14 protein-coding genes are annotated in these 15679 nt (G+C 59.0%); 5 read left to right on the top strand and 9 right to left on the bottom strand.

Translation table 11 applies throughout. The features are described from left to right. From AACY18_RS20265 to AACY18_RS20235, 7 genes are all read right to left on the bottom strand, one after another. On the bottom strand, window positions 1-825 hold the full coding sequence (locus tag AACY18_RS20265; protein ID WP_339465890.1) for a hypothetical protein: 825 nt from the start codon (window positions 823-825) through the stop codon (window positions 1-3). Continuing rightward, window positions 806-1195, bottom strand: coding sequence for a hypothetical protein (locus AACY18_RS20260; protein WP_339465889.1), 390 nt, complete (start codon window positions 1193-1195; stop codon window positions 806-808). The genes AACY18_RS20265 and AACY18_RS20260 overlap by 20 nt, the downstream gene beginning before the upstream one ends. Before the next feature lie 55 nt (window positions 1196-1250). Beyond that, entirely contained in the window at window positions 1251-1763 is a 513-nt protein-coding gene (locus AACY18_RS20255) for a CS1 type fimbrial major subunit (RefSeq protein WP_339432866.1), read from the bottom strand. A gap of 33 nt (window positions 1764-1796) precedes the next feature. Next, window positions 1797-2540, bottom strand: coding sequence for a molecular chaperone (locus AACY18_RS20250; RefSeq protein WP_339432865.1), 744 nt, complete (start codon window positions 2538-2540; stop codon window positions 1797-1799). Between the two features lie 44 nt (window positions 2541-2584). After that, window positions 2585-3799 carry a hypothetical protein gene (locus AACY18_RS20245; protein ID WP_339432864.1) on the bottom strand — a complete coding sequence of 405 codons (1215 nt, stop codon included), beginning with the start codon at window positions 3797-3799 and terminating at the stop codon, window positions 2585-2587. Between the two features lie 5 nt (window positions 3800-3804). Continuing rightward, window positions 3805-6327 carry a TcfC E-set like domain-containing protein gene (locus AACY18_RS20240; protein WP_339465888.1) on the bottom strand — a complete coding sequence of 841 codons (2523 nt, stop codon included), beginning with the start codon at window positions 6325-6327 and terminating at the stop codon, window positions 3805-3807. Window positions 6328-6435: 108 nt separating this feature from the next. After that, window positions 6436-6927, bottom strand: a complete 492-nt coding sequence (locus AACY18_RS20235; RefSeq protein WP_339432862.1) for a CS1 type fimbrial major subunit — start codon at window positions 6925-6927, stop codon at window positions 6436-6438. A 499-nt stretch (window positions 6928-7426) separates the two neighbouring features. On the opposite strand from AACY18_RS20235, the gene AACY18_RS20230 reads away from it, so the two are divergent. Then, a complete protein-coding gene (locus tag AACY18_RS20230) occupies window positions 7427-7993 on the top strand; it encodes a PadR family transcriptional regulator (RefSeq protein ID WP_221732146.1) in 567 nt (188 codons plus the stop codon). Next, window positions 7990-8775, top strand: coding sequence for a siderophore-interacting protein (locus tag AACY18_RS20225; RefSeq protein ID WP_339432861.1), 786 nt, complete (start codon window positions 7990-7992; stop codon window positions 8773-8775). Before AACY18_RS20230 ends, AACY18_RS20225 begins: the two co-directional genes overlap by 4 nt. Window positions 8776-8862: 87 nt before the next feature. Here AACY18_RS20225 and AACY18_RS20220 read toward each other — a convergent pair whose 3' ends face one another. Together AACY18_RS20220 and AACY18_RS20215 are read right to left on the bottom strand one after the other, a co-directional pair. Further along, window positions 8863-9495 (bottom strand): Pr6Pr family membrane protein, encoded by a 633-nt coding sequence (locus tag AACY18_RS20220; protein WP_339432860.1) that lies wholly within the window; start codon window positions 9493-9495, stop codon window positions 8863-8865. A gap of 1 nt (window position 9496) precedes the next feature. Further along, window positions 9497-9727 (bottom strand): VF530 family protein, encoded by a 231-nt coding sequence (locus AACY18_RS20215; protein ID WP_221732149.1) that lies wholly within the window; start codon window positions 9725-9727, stop codon window positions 9497-9499. A 300-nt stretch (window positions 9728-10027) separates the two neighbouring features. Between AACY18_RS20215 and AACY18_RS20210 the strand changes: the two genes are divergently transcribed. The 3 genes from AACY18_RS20210 to AACY18_RS20200 all read left to right on the top strand — a co-directional run bounded on the left by AACY18_RS20210 (window position 10028) and on the right by AACY18_RS20200 (window position 15619). Beyond that, on the top strand, window positions 10028-11389 hold the full coding sequence (locus tag AACY18_RS20210; protein WP_339465886.1) for a carbohydrate porin: 1362 nt from the start codon (window positions 10028-10030) through the stop codon (window positions 11387-11389). A gap of 152 nt (window positions 11390-11541) precedes the next feature. Then, window positions 11542-13953: a glucose/quinate/shikimate family membrane-bound PQQ-dependent dehydrogenase gene (locus AACY18_RS20205; RefSeq protein WP_339465885.1), complete on the top strand. Its 2412-nt coding sequence runs from the start codon at window positions 11542-11544 to the stop codon at window positions 13951-13953. Between the two features lie 295 nt (window positions 13954-14248). Then, window positions 14249-15619, top strand: a complete 1371-nt coding sequence (locus tag AACY18_RS20200; protein ID WP_339465883.1) for a hypothetical protein — start codon at window positions 14249-14251, stop codon at window positions 15617-15619. Window positions 15620-15679 lie beyond the last annotated feature (60 nt).

Raw genomic sequence — 15679 nt, 5'->3', positions numbered from 1 at the left:
CTAACCCACCTCCGAATCCCAGATCACCGTGATATTGCCCCTGTAAATTCGGCCTTGGGCGTTGTCGATCATCCAGTGGGTTTGCTGTTCATCCACTTCGAAATGCAGGGTTCCCGGCTTGCGATCGATATAGAAGCCGGGTTGAAACGGTGCTGTCGCCTCGATCCCCAAGCGCTTGCGCGTGACCGCTTGCCCGGCGCTGTCGGTCAAGCCGTTGGGCAAACTGACACTGACGTCCACCCCGCCTGCGAACCCCTGCCCGTCTGCAATGGCGCAACCCGAGCCCACGCCCAGACTGTGCTCGCATTCAAGCTTCATGGTGAATTTCGACGACGCCGAGATTTGGAATATCTGATCGCGGTAAAGGCGCGAAGGCTTGCGTCCACTGTCCAGCCAGCGTTGCCAGCCGCCTTGCGGTTCCAGTACGACTTTGTCGCCCCCGGGTGGAATATCCACTTTCAGGGTGTGCTGCACGTCCAGCACAAAATCGAGGGTGAGGCTGCTGTCGTCCGGCTCAAACAGTTTGCCCATATCGAAATCCCCTCCAGGTCCCAGGCTGTAAGTCAACGAACCGGTATAACGGCCGGTAGACATGGTTAACGGGTTGGGGGTGCGCAGCTCGTAGGCGAAGTCCAGCTTGTCGAAATACATCGACGGAATGTGGTACGCCGGCACTTTAAAACAGTGGGCCTCTTGCGTGGTTTTCCAGAAAAACCGCCAGCTGTCCTCCTCGTAGGCGCCTTCGCCGCTGTACCAGCAAGGGGCAGGTATTGCTTGTACCCAATTACCCGTGGTCCATAACCTGCTATGGCACTTCAAGTGCATTGCTGCCGCCGGCCAGTCGCACAGCCGGATGGCTCAAAACATACCTGGAGCCCATGCCGGTAATGCGTATTTCCACAGATTGCGTTTCCTGTGTCTGGCTGTTTGTCACGGTCAGCCGCCGCAAATTGGCGGGGGCCTTTACTGCCGCCCAGTCAAAGATGCCTACGTAGCGGGTAGAACTGAAACGTATGGGTAATTCGATGCTGAACATGCCGTTATTTTCACATTGGCCCGGATAGGTGGCGCAATAACCGCTGTTCGGCGTTTTGTTGACGAACGTCATCTTGTCTGGTCTGGAAGAATCCGGTTGAAACAACGCACGGATCTCCTGATTGATCGCCTGCGCCTGAGGTATGCTCAACGCCGCCATCCATATCACCCCACAGAACCTCTTCATGCGTCTCCCCGCCTCTGCTGAACTGTTTTTATTGGTCTGCCTGCGCACCCGGCGCGCGGGCATTGAACAGCAACAACACGTTGCCGCTGTAATCCCCGGCCCGATAGCCACCGGCCGGTTCAACCGGGTCGATCACCAGCGCCACGCGCTTGCCCGCGGCCGCTTCTTCCTGAGAAAGGACCTGCTGCGGCGTCACCTGCGCACTCAATTCAACGCCATTGAAGGTGACCCGCAGACCGATCTCCTCACCCGGTCGGCCATTGGACAGGTAGGGAATAGCCTCCAGGCGCGCTTCAATCGCGCTGTTGTCGTGCCGCACATCGAAATTCTTTTGCAGGCTGCCCAGGGTCGAACTCGGATAATCCCATGCGAGCCGTTGCGGGCGGTGGATCCAGTCCGGCTCTGCAGGAATGATGTAAAACGCCCGACTGGGGATGGTCAGGGACACTTCAAAGGTGCGTATTTCCCGAGCCGCCCAGGCCGTGGAGTCGGCCAGAGCCACCGTGGCCATCAGCGCGGCGGCGGTATATTGCTTGATCATGTCGGTTACCCGTTGCGTCAATGAAAAGCAGGCCTAGCGGCTCACAACTTTCAGGGCTTTCCTGTCGGCGCCCTCGATCAGAAAGAAGCGATACTCACGCCCCTTCTCCTTGTCGAAGGCGAAGCTATTGCCCGCCAGCACATGGTGTTTGGTCGTCGCGCCGCAGTCGGTTTCCTTGGTCAGTGAACAGTTTTTGAACTCGTCGACGATCAACACCGTATTGCCGTCGTTGCGCAATTCGTAGCGACTGTCGGTTTCGTTGATGGCAGTGGCGAACCGCGCATCTTTGGGCCGCACGAAAAAAACCGTACCGAATCCGGTCATCACATTGACCCCGGCCTTGAGGGCTTTTTTGTAGTCTTCGCGCTCTTCGCCGGTGACGGTGAACTCGTCTTCCTTTTCCGGCACCACTGGCACAAAACGCACTCGGAAGTACCGCTCGCGATCACGCTCGCCCATATACAGCAAGCGGGTGCCCTGCATGCCCTGGGCCGGCACGATCAACCGCGCGGGGCTTGCCATCAAGCCATTGCGCGAGGCACCGTCGGCGGCGTTCGCCACAGGAATTTCCTGTGGCTTGCCCTCGGCGTCGTAGACGATTTCCAGCACGTTGATCTTGACGAACGCCGTGGCGTCGCCGCTGTTGAACACGCGTTTGAGGTAGGTGCTTTTATCAGCATCGAGATAGTCGTACACAGTGCCGACATTGATCTGCGGGCCCGCCTGCGCCGTCAGGCAAAACAGGCTGAGCACGCCCAGCAAAAAACCACGGTTCATCGTTTTCAGCTCCATGAAAAATGAAAATCGCCTGCCGGAGGTGCTCACACTTCCGAGTCCCAGATGATGGTGATGTTGCCGGTGAAGGTGTCATTCACACCGGGTCGCAAGACAAAGTCGATGGCGTCCTTGGGCATTGCAAAACGCAAAGAACCGGCCTTGCGCTCAAGGTAGATCTGCGGCTGGAAGGGACCGATCCATGTGTTGTAAAGCAACATGACCCGATTGACGTCTCCGCCTCCGGGACCACTGACCCCGGGGGGCAACGTGAGGAACGTTTCGACTTCGGTGGTATTGGTATTCGGGCTGCGCAGGATGCACCGTGAACCACCGTAGGAGTTGCACAGCATCATGACTTTGAACCGGGACGAGGCAGAGATGTAGAACAGTTGATCGCGGAAAATACTGGATGGCTTGCGCCCGCTGTTGATCCAGCGCGTCCACCCTCCCTCGGGTTCCAGCACCACTTTATCGCCACCCGGTGGCAGATCGACTTTCAGGGTGTGCTGCACGTCCAGCACGAAGTCCAGGGTCAGGCTGGAGTCGTCCGGTTGAAAACCGCCCCCTATATCGAAATCGCCGCCATTGCCCAGGCTGTAGGTCAGTGAGCCGGTATACAGACCCGATGACATGCCCAACGGATTGGGTGTGCGCAGTTCATAAGCGAAGTCGAGGGTATCGAAGTACATGGATGGAATGGTCGCCAGCGACTTCTTGGTGCAGTATCCCTCGACGGGAGTTTTCCAGAAAAACCGGTAGGTGGCAGCAGTGTAAGCGCCGACACCGCTGTACTGGCAGGGCGGGGACGCATGTACCCAACTGCTGCTTTCCCAGAGCAGTTGATGGCCCAGCACTACGTCGCTCACGCCGACCAGTTCGTGGGCCGGCTGGCTCAGGACATAGTTGGAGCCGACACCGATGATACGCACTTCAACGATTTCCGTTTCCATCGTCTCGCTATTGGTCACCGTCAATGGGCGCCAGTTGGCAGGCGCCTTTATTCCAATCCCCCAATTCGGTGGGAGGGTGAAAGGGGCATTGAACCGGACCGGTAACCGAATGCTGAACATCGAGTTTTCCTCACATTGATCCGGGTAGTCGGCGCAGTACCCACTGTTGGCGGTCTTGTTGAGGAACACGTTCTTGCGCGGCTGCGACGGGTCAGGCTGGAACAACGCCCGAATCTCCTGACTGGCCGCCTCGACCACCGGCAGGGCCAGCGCCACGCACAACCCCAAGAGGCATGTGGATTTTCTCATTGGGATCAACCCGCTTTCTGTTCGGTGGAGTTCACATCGGCCAGGGTGTCCGGTGTGCAGCGCAAATCGCCGATCATCAGCACATTGTTTTCGCGGCGATGCTGGTTTTCTTCCAGCCGGAACTGGCAGAGCAATTGGTTATCACGACGCACTTGCAGCGTCGGCGAGCCGGCGTTCATTTCCATCGAGAAAAACCCGTCCACCTCCGTCACCCCGCGACTGGCGTGGTTGATCACATGGTGACCCTTGAGCGGCCGCCCTTGCCCGTCGACCAGACGGCCGAGCACGGTCAGGGTTTTCATCACGCGGATCTTGCTGTAACCCACCCCACCCTTGTTCAGGTGATAACGGGTGCGCGCCGGCTCGATGGTGGCTGCCGGGACGTGATTGCCTTCGAAATCGAAACCCACAGAGCTGTTTTGATAGGCCGTGATCGGAATGAAGTTGCGCCCCGGTTTCAATACCGCGCTGCCGCCGACGTAATCGTCGGCGCGCAAGATGACGTCATCGATGTCCGACTCAACATCGACGATCATCCCCGCCCCGCGCATTTCGCTCTGGCTGGTCATGAGCATCTGCTGGCCGCCGACCACCAGCGTGCTATCGACGTTGAGGCCACCGGTAAAATTACCGCTATAGGACGAACGCTGAATGAAACCGTCGCCGCTGACCGCGTCGGTACGAAAGTTCGCCAGGCTGGACATCCCTACGCCATAGGTGTCGGTCAATGCCGTCACCGACACGCTTTGCAGCACATGGTCTTTCAGGTCCTTTCGCCAACCGATCGAGCCATTGTTGTCGCGGCTGCCGTCACGGGCCGTGCGCGAACCGATGCTGCCGGTAATCTGCTGACCGGGGGCACCGAGCGCCAGATTGACACTCAGATCGACCCCGCGATTGCGCGCATCGCCGCTGCTGTAACTGCCCGGGCGATCAAACAGCGACAAGCGCCAACTGGCGTCGCTGCCAAACAGTTCGGTGCGTTGCGTCCAGCCCATATCCAGTCCGATGCCCTCAACGTTCCCCTCACTGTGGGAGACCCTGGCGTTGAGCGAACTCTTGCTGCTGACCCGATGGTTGACTGCCAGTGACGAGTTGCTGGTCTGGCCGATAAACACGTTGCGTGGGCGAACCCGCGTGCCGTCCGGCAGCGTGTCGTAGGTGTTGGTGGTGTCGAGCCAACTGCGGCTGTGGCTGGCCACCACACTGCCGGCCCCGTAGCTGTAAAGACTTTGCAGATCCAGGCCCGTGCCGTAGTCCTCGGTCTTGTAAACGTTGGCGTACACGCTGATGTGATTGGCCAGCGTCCAGTCGATGGACGTGCCGTACTGCAGTTTTTCGCGGATCTGGCGCGCCGACAGCCCGAGAATCACCCGCGGGTGCATCAGGTAGTTGACCGCCGCGCCAGCCGTGGGGCTGCCGCTGGACTGGGTGTCCCAGTTGCTCAGCAGCTTGCTTTCCTCACCGGCAAACACGTTATAGCGCCAGCGCTCATCGAGGTTGCGCCAGTTGTTGGGCTTGTACACCAGCTCCTGAGTGGTGGAGGTGATCTGGCCGTCTTCGATCAGCCGCACTTCCACTTCATAGATGCCGCCGGGCAAGGGCCGGGTGTCGAGTGTTTGCAAACCGGCGGGCACCGATTGCGTGTTGATCAGCAAGCCATCGCGATAGATCTCCACCGAACCCTGGCGGTTGGCGGTGACATAGATCGGATAGACGCTGGGCATCGGGCTGTTGATCGCCAGACTGTCGGAGCTGCCGTACATCACGCCGACGGCCGTGTCTGGGCTGTTGCCGAACGTACGCGGCTGGCGGGTCAACCCTTCGGAATTGGGGGTGAAATAGCCCAGTCGAAAAAAACTGCCTTGCAATTCGCGCTGGGTGTGGAATTCGTGTAGAGCGTGGTAAAGCTTGTCGTCCGGCCCGCCGAGGCGCGCCAGTTGCAGGTTCAGCGTCTGGCTCCAGTTGCCCAGACTGCTGCTGGCCTCAAGACCGAAACGTCCGCCCAGATCCTGACCCTGACCGCCATTGAGGTTGAGCTGATTGCGCACCATCAAACCGTTACTGCCGTCTTTGGGCTGTTCGTAATAACGCTTGGCTTCAACGTCGCGCTCGGCATTTTCGGTGAGGATCGAGACCAACGAATTTTCCAGGTTGTAATGCACGGCCAGCACCTGATCCGGACAGGAACCGACGCAGTTGCCCAGAGGCACGCCGGGCTTGAGAAAACTCGCCCATTTTTCCCGCTCGGCAGGGCCGAAACGGTTCTCGCTGGTGTCGGTGAATTCAAGCAAGGTAATGCGGTCGTCGCGGGACAACACCACCATGGCTTCGCCCAACGGCTGGCGATCGAGTTCAACCCGAACAGCCAGAGGCACATCAAAGAAATGCTCCTCGAAATCCGCCGGCAGGCCTTTGGCCTGGGCCAACAGACTTCGCGGCGTCGTGCCGGCGGAATTGGAAGCCACGGCTACGCTGGCACAAAACAACAGCGCAAGCGCAGCCGCGATGGGTGTCATCGGGAACATGAACTCTTACTCTGATTACGAATGATGAAGTCCGACGGGACAACCCCAGTGGCTTGCCCCGTCGGTCAGCACTGTGGAGAACTCAGCGCCGGTTGCCGGATCGCTCGATCAAGGCGTACCGACCGGTGGCACGGCATCAAAGGTCATTGCCACAACACCGGTGTAGTCGCCAGGGTTGAAAGCTGTACCGATGGCACTGATTTTGATCGGCGCACGATAGTTCACGTCCGACTCTGCCTCACCGACAACTTCCTGAGGGGTGGTGGTCAGGGTCTTGTTATTGACTTCGACTTTAAGCGCGATCTCATTGGAGCCCGAGATCAGTTTTGGCACGCTGTCTACACTCGCGTGAACCGAACCGTTGTTGTTGCGCACATCGAAGAAACCGTTGACTTCGCCCATCTTGCCGGTAGTTGGCTGATAGCTCATGTCCTGATCCTTGTTGACCAGATCAGGATTGGTCGGCACGACATAGAAGCCGTTGGTCGGCACGTGAGCGACGATGCTGATGGAGTGAGCAGCTTCACCGGCGGCGAACGCTCCCGATGAACCGAGTGCCAGAAGAGCCAAAGGAGCGGCGATTGCGATTTTCTTGAACATCGTTCAGTACCTTGTTTTCTTTATTGAGAAGGAGTGGATTGAAAGTTCAAATCAAACGTCACGGGAGTTGAGCCAGATCAACTTGAACTTTCAATGCCGGGGCATCATCGACTGTTCCCTCTGCAAAGTAAGCAAGTAACTTCCTATAAGTTCGTAGTTCAACAACCCCATGCCCCGCCAGAAAAAAGAACAAAAAAACGATATTCAAAACAGTGACTGTAAGTTACGACCTACACACAGATAACGTTAAAAAACCATACAGCAATATCGCCCAGATATAGCGGGGCTCAGTTAGAACTTTAGAATAGTTACTCGATTAAATAGAGTCTTAACTTTAACTTCAAAGTTATTGATCGCCGGGCAAGCATCAACATTCGACCTGTTGCATTCCCGGATGAGAGCCGCTCGTCAGACACACCTGTCACCTTGGGAAAAACGCCTTGCACGATCATTAAGATATATCTTAAGTTGTATCTAAACATGACGAGAGAAGACAGCAATGAGAGACCCTCATTCCCACCACGGCGACGGCCGCGACGGTTTCGAGAAGCGCCCCGGTCGTGAGCGCGGCGGCCGTGGCCCACGGGTGTTCGCCCCCGGCGATCTGAAATTGCTGCTGCTGGCGCTGATCGCCGAACAGCCGTGCCACGGCTACGACCTGATTCGCCAGATCGAGGGCATGTTCGACGGCGCCTACAGCCCGAGCCCCGGTGTGATCTATCCGACCCTGACCTTTCTGGAAGAAAGCGACCTGATTGCGGGAGACGCCGAAGCCGGAAAAAAACGTTACAGCGTGACCGACGCCGGTCGTTTGTCTTTAAGTGAGCAAGCCGTTGCACTCGATGGCGTGCGCATGCGCATCGACGTCAGCAAGCGCTCGTTGCGCGGGCATGACCGCCCGCCGGAAATCCACGAGGCGGTGCACAACTTGCGCCACGCCCTGCAACTGCACCACGGACGCTGGAGCCCGGAAGAAATCCTGCGCGTGCGCGACCTGCTCAACGACACCGCCAAAGCCATCGTCGACGGCCCTGCCGTTCAACTTGCCCCGGAGAAAGCCGAATGACCGCAGTCGATACGCAAACCATTCACCGCGTGATGCACGAAATTAAACGTCGCAAATTGCAAGTGCTACGGGTGGTCAACCTGACCCCGCGCATGCGCCGCATCACCCTGGGCGGGCCGGAACTGGCCGGGTTTATCAGCCTGGGCACGGACGACCACGTCAAACTGTTGTTCCCCCAGACCGCCGAACAAGCAGCGGCGCTGGAAACCCTGGAACTCGGCGCCGGCAAGGACAACGGCCCGATGCCCGAGATGCGCGACTACACCCCGCGCCGCTATGACCCCGACACACTGGAACTGGACATCGACTTCGTCCTGCACGGCGACGGCCCTGCCTCGACCTGGGCCGAACAGGCTGTACCCGGGCAGTACCTGCACATCGGCGGGCCGCGCGGTTCGATGATCGTGCCGGACATCTTCGACAGCTACCTGCTGATCGGCGACGAAACCGCCCTGCCCGCCATCGCCCGCCGCCTAGAAGGCCTGGCAGCCAATCGCAAGGCGCTGGTGGTGATCGAAGTGGAAAACGGCAGTGAGCAACAAGTGCTGGAAAGCCCCGCGCAGGTCAATGTGATCTGGGTACTGCGTGAGGGCGGCAAGGACAACCTGATAACCACCGTCCAGCAATTGCAGGTGCCCAAGGGCAATCTGTATGCGTGGGTAGCGACGCAGAACAAGGTCTCAAGGCAGATCCGCCGGGTGCTGCTTGATGAGCACGGGCTGGACGAGAAGCTGGTGAAAGCCGTCGGCTACTGGCGCGCCGAGGGTTCTGAAGAAGAGTGACATCGCCCTGTGTGGGGCTTGCCCGCTAAGGCGCAGCGTCAGTCAATAACAGTGACTGATTCACCGCGATCGCGAGCAGGCTCGCACCTACCGTGCTCGCCAGCGGTCGATGCCGATCACCGCCAACCCAGTCACCACAAACCCCACCAAAATCCCCCCGGCATTGAGGAACACCTGTGGATAACCCAACACCGCGACATCAATGAACGGGTACGCATACGCGCCCAGCAAATGCCCGCGCAGCAAGGCGTAAATGAAATACACCAGCGGGTAAATCAGCCACAACGGCAGATGCCACAAACGCAACGTGCCCTTCGGCACGCAAAACCACCAATAGCCCAGAAACACCAGCGGCATGACGTCGTGGAGCAATTCGTCAGCGATCAATTGCCAACCTTCGGGGTGCCATAAATGCCGCAGCAACAGGCTGTAGGCAAGGCCAACCACGGCGATGCTCACTGCCACTGCGCTACTCACCCAGGGTTGCAGAAACCAGCGACGCGCGGCGCCGTCACGCGGCGTGACGGCACAGGTCAGCACCGTCGCCACCAGCGTGTTGGTCAGCACCGTGAAATAGCTGAAGAAACTCACCAGCCCACCCAGCAAACCGGCATCGACGCTCAAACGGGCGAAGAAAATCAGATAGAGCTGAAGGCCCAACCCCGTCCAGCCGAGGATGGCAGCGAAAATGATCAGACGTCGCTGCAACGAGGCGTTCATCTCAGAGCGGTCGCTTGGTACGCGCAAGCTTGACGTACAGGCGCTCGACCTTCTCTCGGGCCCACGGTGTTTTACGCAAAAACGTCAGGCTCGACTTGATGCTCGGATCGCTCTTGAAACAACGAATGTCGATGCGTTCGGCCAGCCCCGACCATTCGTAGTGGGCCACCAGCGCCGTGAGGATGTGTTCGAGGGTCACGCCGTGCAGCGGATCGGGGGAGTGTTCGTTCATGCCAGGCCTTTGGACGAAGTGAATATGCAGAAGCCGCGCACCTTAGCCGAGGGGGTGTTCGGGTGGAAGGGCTTGCTTCAAATGTAGGCCAACCCGAGAAGATCGCAGCCTGTGACCTGACTCGCCATGCGCCCGTTTGACGCACTGTTACCGAATCGGAAACGATCCATGTCAACAAAACCCCTTTGTCTTTTTGTTACAGATCATTATCCTGCCGCCCTTCCGCTGAATCGCTTCACTGCCTGCGTCAAATCGTAGCGCTCAGCTCATCCCCCAAAAAAGATCAAGAAAGACCCCTTTATGCCCGATTTTCCGTTTTTCCGAGACAGCGCTATCTCATCCCTGCGCCTGATCGGCGGCTGCACGGCCCTTGGCCTCGCCACCTGCGCCCAAGCGGCTCCCGCGTTCGACAGTGAATCACCTTACATGCTCGGTGACTGGAACGGCACGCGCACAGAACTCTCGGAAAAAGGCTACGACTTCAAGCTCGATTACACCGGTGAAATGGGCAGCAACCTGCACGGCGGCTACGACCACGACCGTACCGCGCGCTACAGCGATCAGTTCGGCTTGGGCACGCACCTGGACCTGCAAAAAATCCTCGGCTGGGACGACGCCGAGTTTCAACTGACCATTACCAAACGCAACGGCAACAACATCAGCAACGACCGCATCAACGATCCACGTGTCGGTGGCTTCACCTCGGCTCAGGAAGTCTGGGGCCGTGGCCAGACCACGCGCCTGACGCAGATGTGGTATCAGCAGAAATTCTTCGATCAGAAACTCGACATCAAGATCGGTCGTTTCGGCGAAGGCGAAGACTTCAACAGCTTCCCGTGCGACTTCCAGAACCTGGCGTTCTGCGGCTCGCAGGTCGGCAACTGGGTCGGCGGCATCTGGTACAACTGGCCGGTCAGCCAGTGGGCCTTGCGCGTCAAATATCACCTGACGCCGGAGCTGTACGCACAGGTCGGCGCCTACGAGCAGAACCCGTCGAACCTCGACCGCGGCAACGGCTTCAAACTCAGCGGCAGCGGCACCCAAGGCGCGATCCTGCCGATTGAACTGGTGTGGACGCCGAAACTCAACGGCCTGCCGGGCGAATACCGCGCCGGTTACTACTACAGCAACGCCAACGCCACCGACGTCTACAAAGACAACCATGGCCAACCGGCGGCCCTCAGCGGCCAAGCCTACCGCAGCGCGTCGAGCAAACACGGCGTGTGGCTGGGTGTTCAACAGCAAATCACCAGCATGGCCAGCGATATCAGCCGCGGCTTGAGCGTGTTCGCCAACGGCACGATGCACGACAAGAAAACCAACGCCATCGACAACTACGTGCAGGCCGGCCTCACCTACAAAGGCCCGTTCGATGCGCGCGCCAAGGATGACATCGGTTTCGCCCTCGCCCGCGTACACGTCAACCCGGCCTTGCGTAAAAACGCCGAAGCAAGCAACCGCGCCAACGCCGTCTACGACTACGACGACCCGTCGTTCCTGCCGCCGCAGGACACCGAATACAGCGCCGAACTGTATTACGGCGTGCACGTAACGAACTGGCTGACCGTACGCCCGAACCTGCAATACATCCGCCACCCGGGTGGCGTGGACAAGGTCGATGACGCCCTGATCGGCGGAATCAAGATCCAATCCTCGTTCTAACCGACACCGCTGTACCCCTGTGGGAGGGGTTTTGCTCCCACAGAAAAAAAATAGTTAGCCAGACAAGTTTTTATCTGAACCATGCCCACGTCCAATCGTCATCTAAAGTGACTACAGCGCGGGACTACATAAACGTCACGGAGATTCACACTATGAGCACCGAAAGTGCTTCGAGTCGAGGCCGTCTGCTACCGAGCCTGCTCGGCATTCTGCTTCTACTGATGGGCCTGGCCATGCTGGCCGGGGGAGTCAAACTGAGCATGCTGGGCGGCTCGCTTTACTACCTGCTGGCCGGTATCGGCATCGCCCTGACCGGCATTCTGATGCTGCTGCGACGTCGCGCAGCGCTGGGCCTGTACGCCATCGTGCTGTTCGCCAGCACTGTTTGGGCCTTGTGGGAAGTCGGTCTGGACTGGTGGCAACTGGTGCCGCGTCTGGCGCTGTGGTTTGTTCTGGGCTTCGTCATGCTGCTGCCGTGGTTGCGTCGTCCATTGCTGCTCGCAGGCCCTGCGCCGATGGGCACCGGCGGTTTGACCGTGGCCGTGGTTCTGGCCGGCGTCACCGCTCTGGCCAGCCTGTTCACCCACCCGGGCGAAACCTTCGGCGAACTGGGCCGCGACACTGCCGACATGACCAGCACCGCGCCAGCCATGCCTGATGGCGACTGGCAGGCCTACGGCCGCAGCGAATTCGGTGATCGTTACTCGCCGTTGAAGCAGATCACCCCGGCCAACGTCGGCAAGCTGCAAGAAGCCTGGCGCATCCAGACCGGCGACCTGCCGACCGCTGATGACCCGGTTGAGCTGACCAACGAAAACACTCCGCTCAAAGCCAACGGCATGATCTATGCCTGCACCGCGCACAGCAAAGTGCTGGCACTGGACCCGGACACCGGCAAGGAACTGTGGCGCTTCGACCCGCAGATCAAAAGCCCGGTCGGCTTCAAAGGCTTCGCCCACATGACTTGCCGTGGCGTGTCGTACTACGACGAAGCCGCTTACGCCAAGTCTGAAAACGCAGCCTCGGCGGTGATTTCCGAAGCCGGCAAAGCCGTTGCCCAGGCCTGCCCGCGTCGTCTGTACCTGCCAACCGCTGATGCGCGCCTGATCGCGCTGAACGCCGACACCGGCAAAATCTGCGAAGGCTTCGGTAAAAACGGTGTGGTTGACCTGACACAAGGCATCGGCCCGTTCACCGCCGGTGGTTACTACTCCACCTCGCCTGCCGCGATTACCCGTGATCTGGTGATCATGGGCGGTCACGTCACCGACAACGAGTCGACCAACGAGCCATCGGGCGTGATCCGCGCCTTCGACGTGCGCGACGGGCACCTGGTGTGGAACTGGGACAGCGACAAGCCAGACGCCACCGAACCTTTGGCACCGGGCGAAACCTACAGCCGCAACTCGGCCAACATGTGGTCGCTGGCCAGTGTCGACGAAAAACTCGGCATGGTTTACCTGCCACTGGGCAACCAGACTCCAGACCAATGGGGCGCTGACCGCACCCCGGGCGCCGAGAAATTCAGCGCCGGTGTCGTTGCTCTGGACCTGGCCACCGGTAAAGTGCGCTGGAACTACCAGTTCACCCACCATGACCTGTGGGACATGGACGTTGGCAGCCAGCCAACCCTGCTCGACATGAAAACCGCCGACGGCGTGAAACCGGCGCTGATCGCTCCGACCAAACAGGGCAGCCTGTACGTCCTCGACCGTCGTGACGGCACGCCGATCATCCCGATCCGCGAAATCCCGGTACCGCAAGGCGCCGTGAAAGGCGACCACACCGCACCGACCCAGGCCCGTTCGGACCTCAACCTGCTGGCCCCGGAACTGACCGAAAAAGCCATGTGGGGCGCCAGCCCGTTCGACCAGATGCTGTGCCGCATCCAGTTCAAGGAACTGCGTTATGAAGGCCAGTACACCCCGCCGTCCGAACAGGGCAGCCTGATCTACCCGGGTAACGTCGGTGTGTTCAACTGGGGCGGCGTGTCGGTCGATCCGGTTCGCCAGATGCTCTTCACCAGCCCGAACTACATGGCCTTCGTTTCGAAAATGGTGCCACGCGCGCAAGTCGCCGCCGGCAGCAAACGCGAGAGCGAAACCGCCGGCGTGCAACCGAACACCGGCGCGCCTTACGCGGTGATCATGCACCCGTTCATGTCGCCACTCGGCGTACCGTGCCAGGCCCCGGCCTGGGGCTACGTCGCCGGTATCGACCTGACCACCGGCAAAGTCGTGTGGAAACGCAAGAACGGCACCAGCCGCGACAGCTCGCCCATCCCGATCGGCTTCACCCTCGGCGTGCCCAGCATGGGCGGCTCGATCGTGACGGCCGGCGGCGTCGGCTTCCTCAGCGGCACCCTCGACCAGTACCTGCGCGCCTACGACGTCAACTCCGGTAAAGAGTTGTGGAAAGCGCGTCTGCCAGCAGGTGGTCAAGCGACTCCGATGACCTACACCGGCAAGGACGGCAAACAATACGTCCTGCTGGTTGTCGGCGGCCACGGCTCGCTGGGCACCAAGATGGGTGACTATGTGATTGCGTACAAACTGCCGGAATAAGCTTTATCGGCGGTAAAACAAAGGCGATGTCTCGTGAGGGACATCGCCTTTTTTGTGCACGCCATTTACCTGCGCAGCAGATTCGACCGCAGGCGGACAATCTGAAAAATACCCGCCGGGCCGAACCCTGTCCGCCCCTTCGAGATTTCTGTTTTCCACCCCTCCCTGCCCCCTAAAGCCACTAATCTGGCTTTAAAAGACTGTAGAACTGTCAATTCTGACAGGTGTCAGCAACTCCCCCCAGGTGTTCCATTGGCGTTGCAAAGGCATTCGCCTCCACACAAGGACACCGATCATGAATCAGTCACAGGCAATCAATGAACCGGGCACACTCGACCCTCTTTTTGGTGTTGATGGGGCGGTCGGCTGGCCGATCAAGGGGCGGACAGGCAACAGTCCAGAGTCAATGCTCGAACTTGCCGATGGCAAATTGCTCATTGCCGAAGAGCCATCGACGCGTCGCGGACCCGCCGTACTAACACAATTGAACGCTGACGGAACACCGGACGAAACATTTGGCGTTGGCGGTTCTGTCGAAATCCATTTTGCAAAAAATGAAGAGTTTTCGATTCCCGTGCTGGCCTCACATCCCGCTGGAGGATGGATCCTCACAGGCCAGGTCCTGCGAGCGGTAGACGAGCATTTCTCCTACGGTTATGAGGTCGTCGTCCGCCTGCTCGTAGATGGCACACCCGATCCCGACTTTGGCGACAACGGCATAGTCTACGTTGACACCCAGAAACTCGCCGTTCCCGATGAGCAAGCTCTGGCCGCCATTCTGGCCAAACGGGCACAGGATCCGAACCCCCTTCAACAGTCGAGCGGCAACGCAGGGTCTGCGGCGCCTTCCTCCGTCGTATTGCCCGACGGAAAAATCGTGTTGATCGATCACGTCTCGGATTCTGCCTATGACTTGAGGGGAATCGTGGTTCGCCTCCACCGGAATGGCGAATTAGACACATCCTTCAATGGCAAGGGATTTACGCTGATCGAACTCAGCGCGATTGAGCATCAGTACAACGGAGTCCAGGCCCTTGTAGTGCAAGAAGACGGAAAAGTCCTGGTCGCCGGTACATTCCAACCATTGGATGAGAACGCCACGTACGGAATCTATGTAGCGCGCTATCTGGAAAATGGCCAACCGGATAGCGGATTTGCCGACCAAGGTATTGCAACTATCCCCCTGACTGCCGGCAACGGTTGGAGTTGGGTAGAAGCGCTCGCCGTGAGAAAGGCTGACGGCGCAATCGCCGTTGTCGGGGAGCTGACTCGAGAACGTATCGGCAAGGGCTGGATCACCGTTCTGAACCCAGGAGGCTCTGCCAACCTTGTCTTCAATGGCGGCAAAACCTTGTATTCCGACATGCTGCCAGAAGGCGTGAGATGGCACTATTGTGCATGGCAGACAAATAGCGCACTCCTCGTCAGCGGATCGGGTGGCGGTGCCTTCGTAGGTCAAGATCCTTCCATCCTGATCGCTCGTTATCTGGTTGACGCTGCTCCAGACATGTCGTTCAACAAAACAGGCTGGGCTGTCTACAGAAATCCACAAGGGAGTCCAACGCTCACGGACTGTGTCGTCATGAAAGATCAGCGCATCGTTGTGTGTGGGCCTACGTTTTCCTCCACAGGCTATAAGGGTTATGTAGTGCGCTATCACGGTTGAGGGGGTTGCGGTTGTAGTCGGCTGGCGTAAGCCCACTTGATGCACAAACGAAAAACCCCA

Origin of the sequence: Pseudomonas sp. EA_65y_Pfl2_P74 (assembly GCF_963970575.1) — a bacterium.
Taxonomy (GTDB): domain Bacteria; phylum Pseudomonadota; class Gammaproteobacteria; order Pseudomonadales; family Pseudomonadaceae; genus Aquipseudomonas; species Aquipseudomonas baetica_A.
Note: the sequence above shows the minus strand (reverse complement) of the source record. Positions and strands in the feature narration are given on the sequence as shown.

What these genes read in the sequence shown, in the direction of transcription:
- AACY18_RS20245 (WP_339432864.1), bottom strand. Translation starts at nt 3,799, where the DNA reads ATGAGAAAATCCACATGCCTCTTGGGGTTGTGCGTGGCGCTGGCCCTG.
- AACY18_RS20235 (WP_339432862.1), bottom strand. Translation starts at nt 6,927, where the DNA reads ATGTTCAAGAAAATCGCAATCGCCGCTCCTTTGGCTCTTCTGGCACTC.
- AACY18_RS20215 (WP_221732149.1), bottom strand. Translation starts at nt 9,727, where the DNA reads ATGAACGAACACTCCCCCGATCCGCTGCACGGCGTGACCCTCGAACAC.
- AACY18_RS20220 (WP_339432860.1), bottom strand. Translation starts at nt 9,495, where the DNA reads ATGAACGCCTCGTTGCAGCGACGTCTGATCATTTTCGCTGCCATCCTC.
- AACY18_RS20210 (WP_339465886.1), top strand. Translation starts at nt 10,028, where the DNA reads ATGCCCGATTTTCCGTTTTTCCGAGACAGCGCTATCTCATCCCTGCGC.
- AACY18_RS20205 (WP_339465885.1), top strand. Translation starts at nt 11,542, where the DNA reads ATGAGCACCGAAAGTGCTTCGAGTCGAGGCCGTCTGCTACCGAGCCTG.
- AACY18_RS20225 (WP_339432861.1), top strand. Translation starts at nt 7,990, where the DNA reads ATGACCGCAGTCGATACGCAAACCATTCACCGCGTGATGCACGAAATT.
- AACY18_RS20260 (WP_339465889.1), bottom strand. Translation starts at nt 1,195, where the DNA reads ATGGCGGCGTTGAGCATACCTCAGGCGCAGGCGATCAATCAGGAGATC.
- AACY18_RS20240 (WP_339465888.1), bottom strand. Translation starts at nt 6,327, where the DNA reads ATGTTCCCGATGACACCCATCGCGGCTGCGCTTGCGCTGTTGTTTTGT.
- AACY18_RS20200 (WP_339465883.1), top strand. Translation starts at nt 14,249, where the DNA reads ATGAATCAGTCACAGGCAATCAATGAACCGGGCACACTCGACCCTCTT.
- AACY18_RS20255 (WP_339432866.1), bottom strand. Translation starts at nt 1,763, where the DNA reads ATGATCAAGCAATATACCGCCGCCGCGCTGATGGCCACGGTGGCTCTG.
- AACY18_RS20250 (WP_339432865.1), bottom strand. Translation starts at nt 2,540, where the DNA reads ATGAACCGTGGTTTTTTGCTGGGCGTGCTCAGCCTGTTTTGCCTGACG.
- AACY18_RS20265 (WP_339465890.1), bottom strand. Translation starts at nt 825, where the DNA reads ATGCACTTGAAGTGCCATAGCAGGTTATGGACCACGGGTAATTGGGTA.
- AACY18_RS20230 (WP_221732146.1), top strand. Translation starts at nt 7,427, where the DNA reads ATGAGAGACCCTCATTCCCACCACGGCGACGGCCGCGACGGTTTCGAG.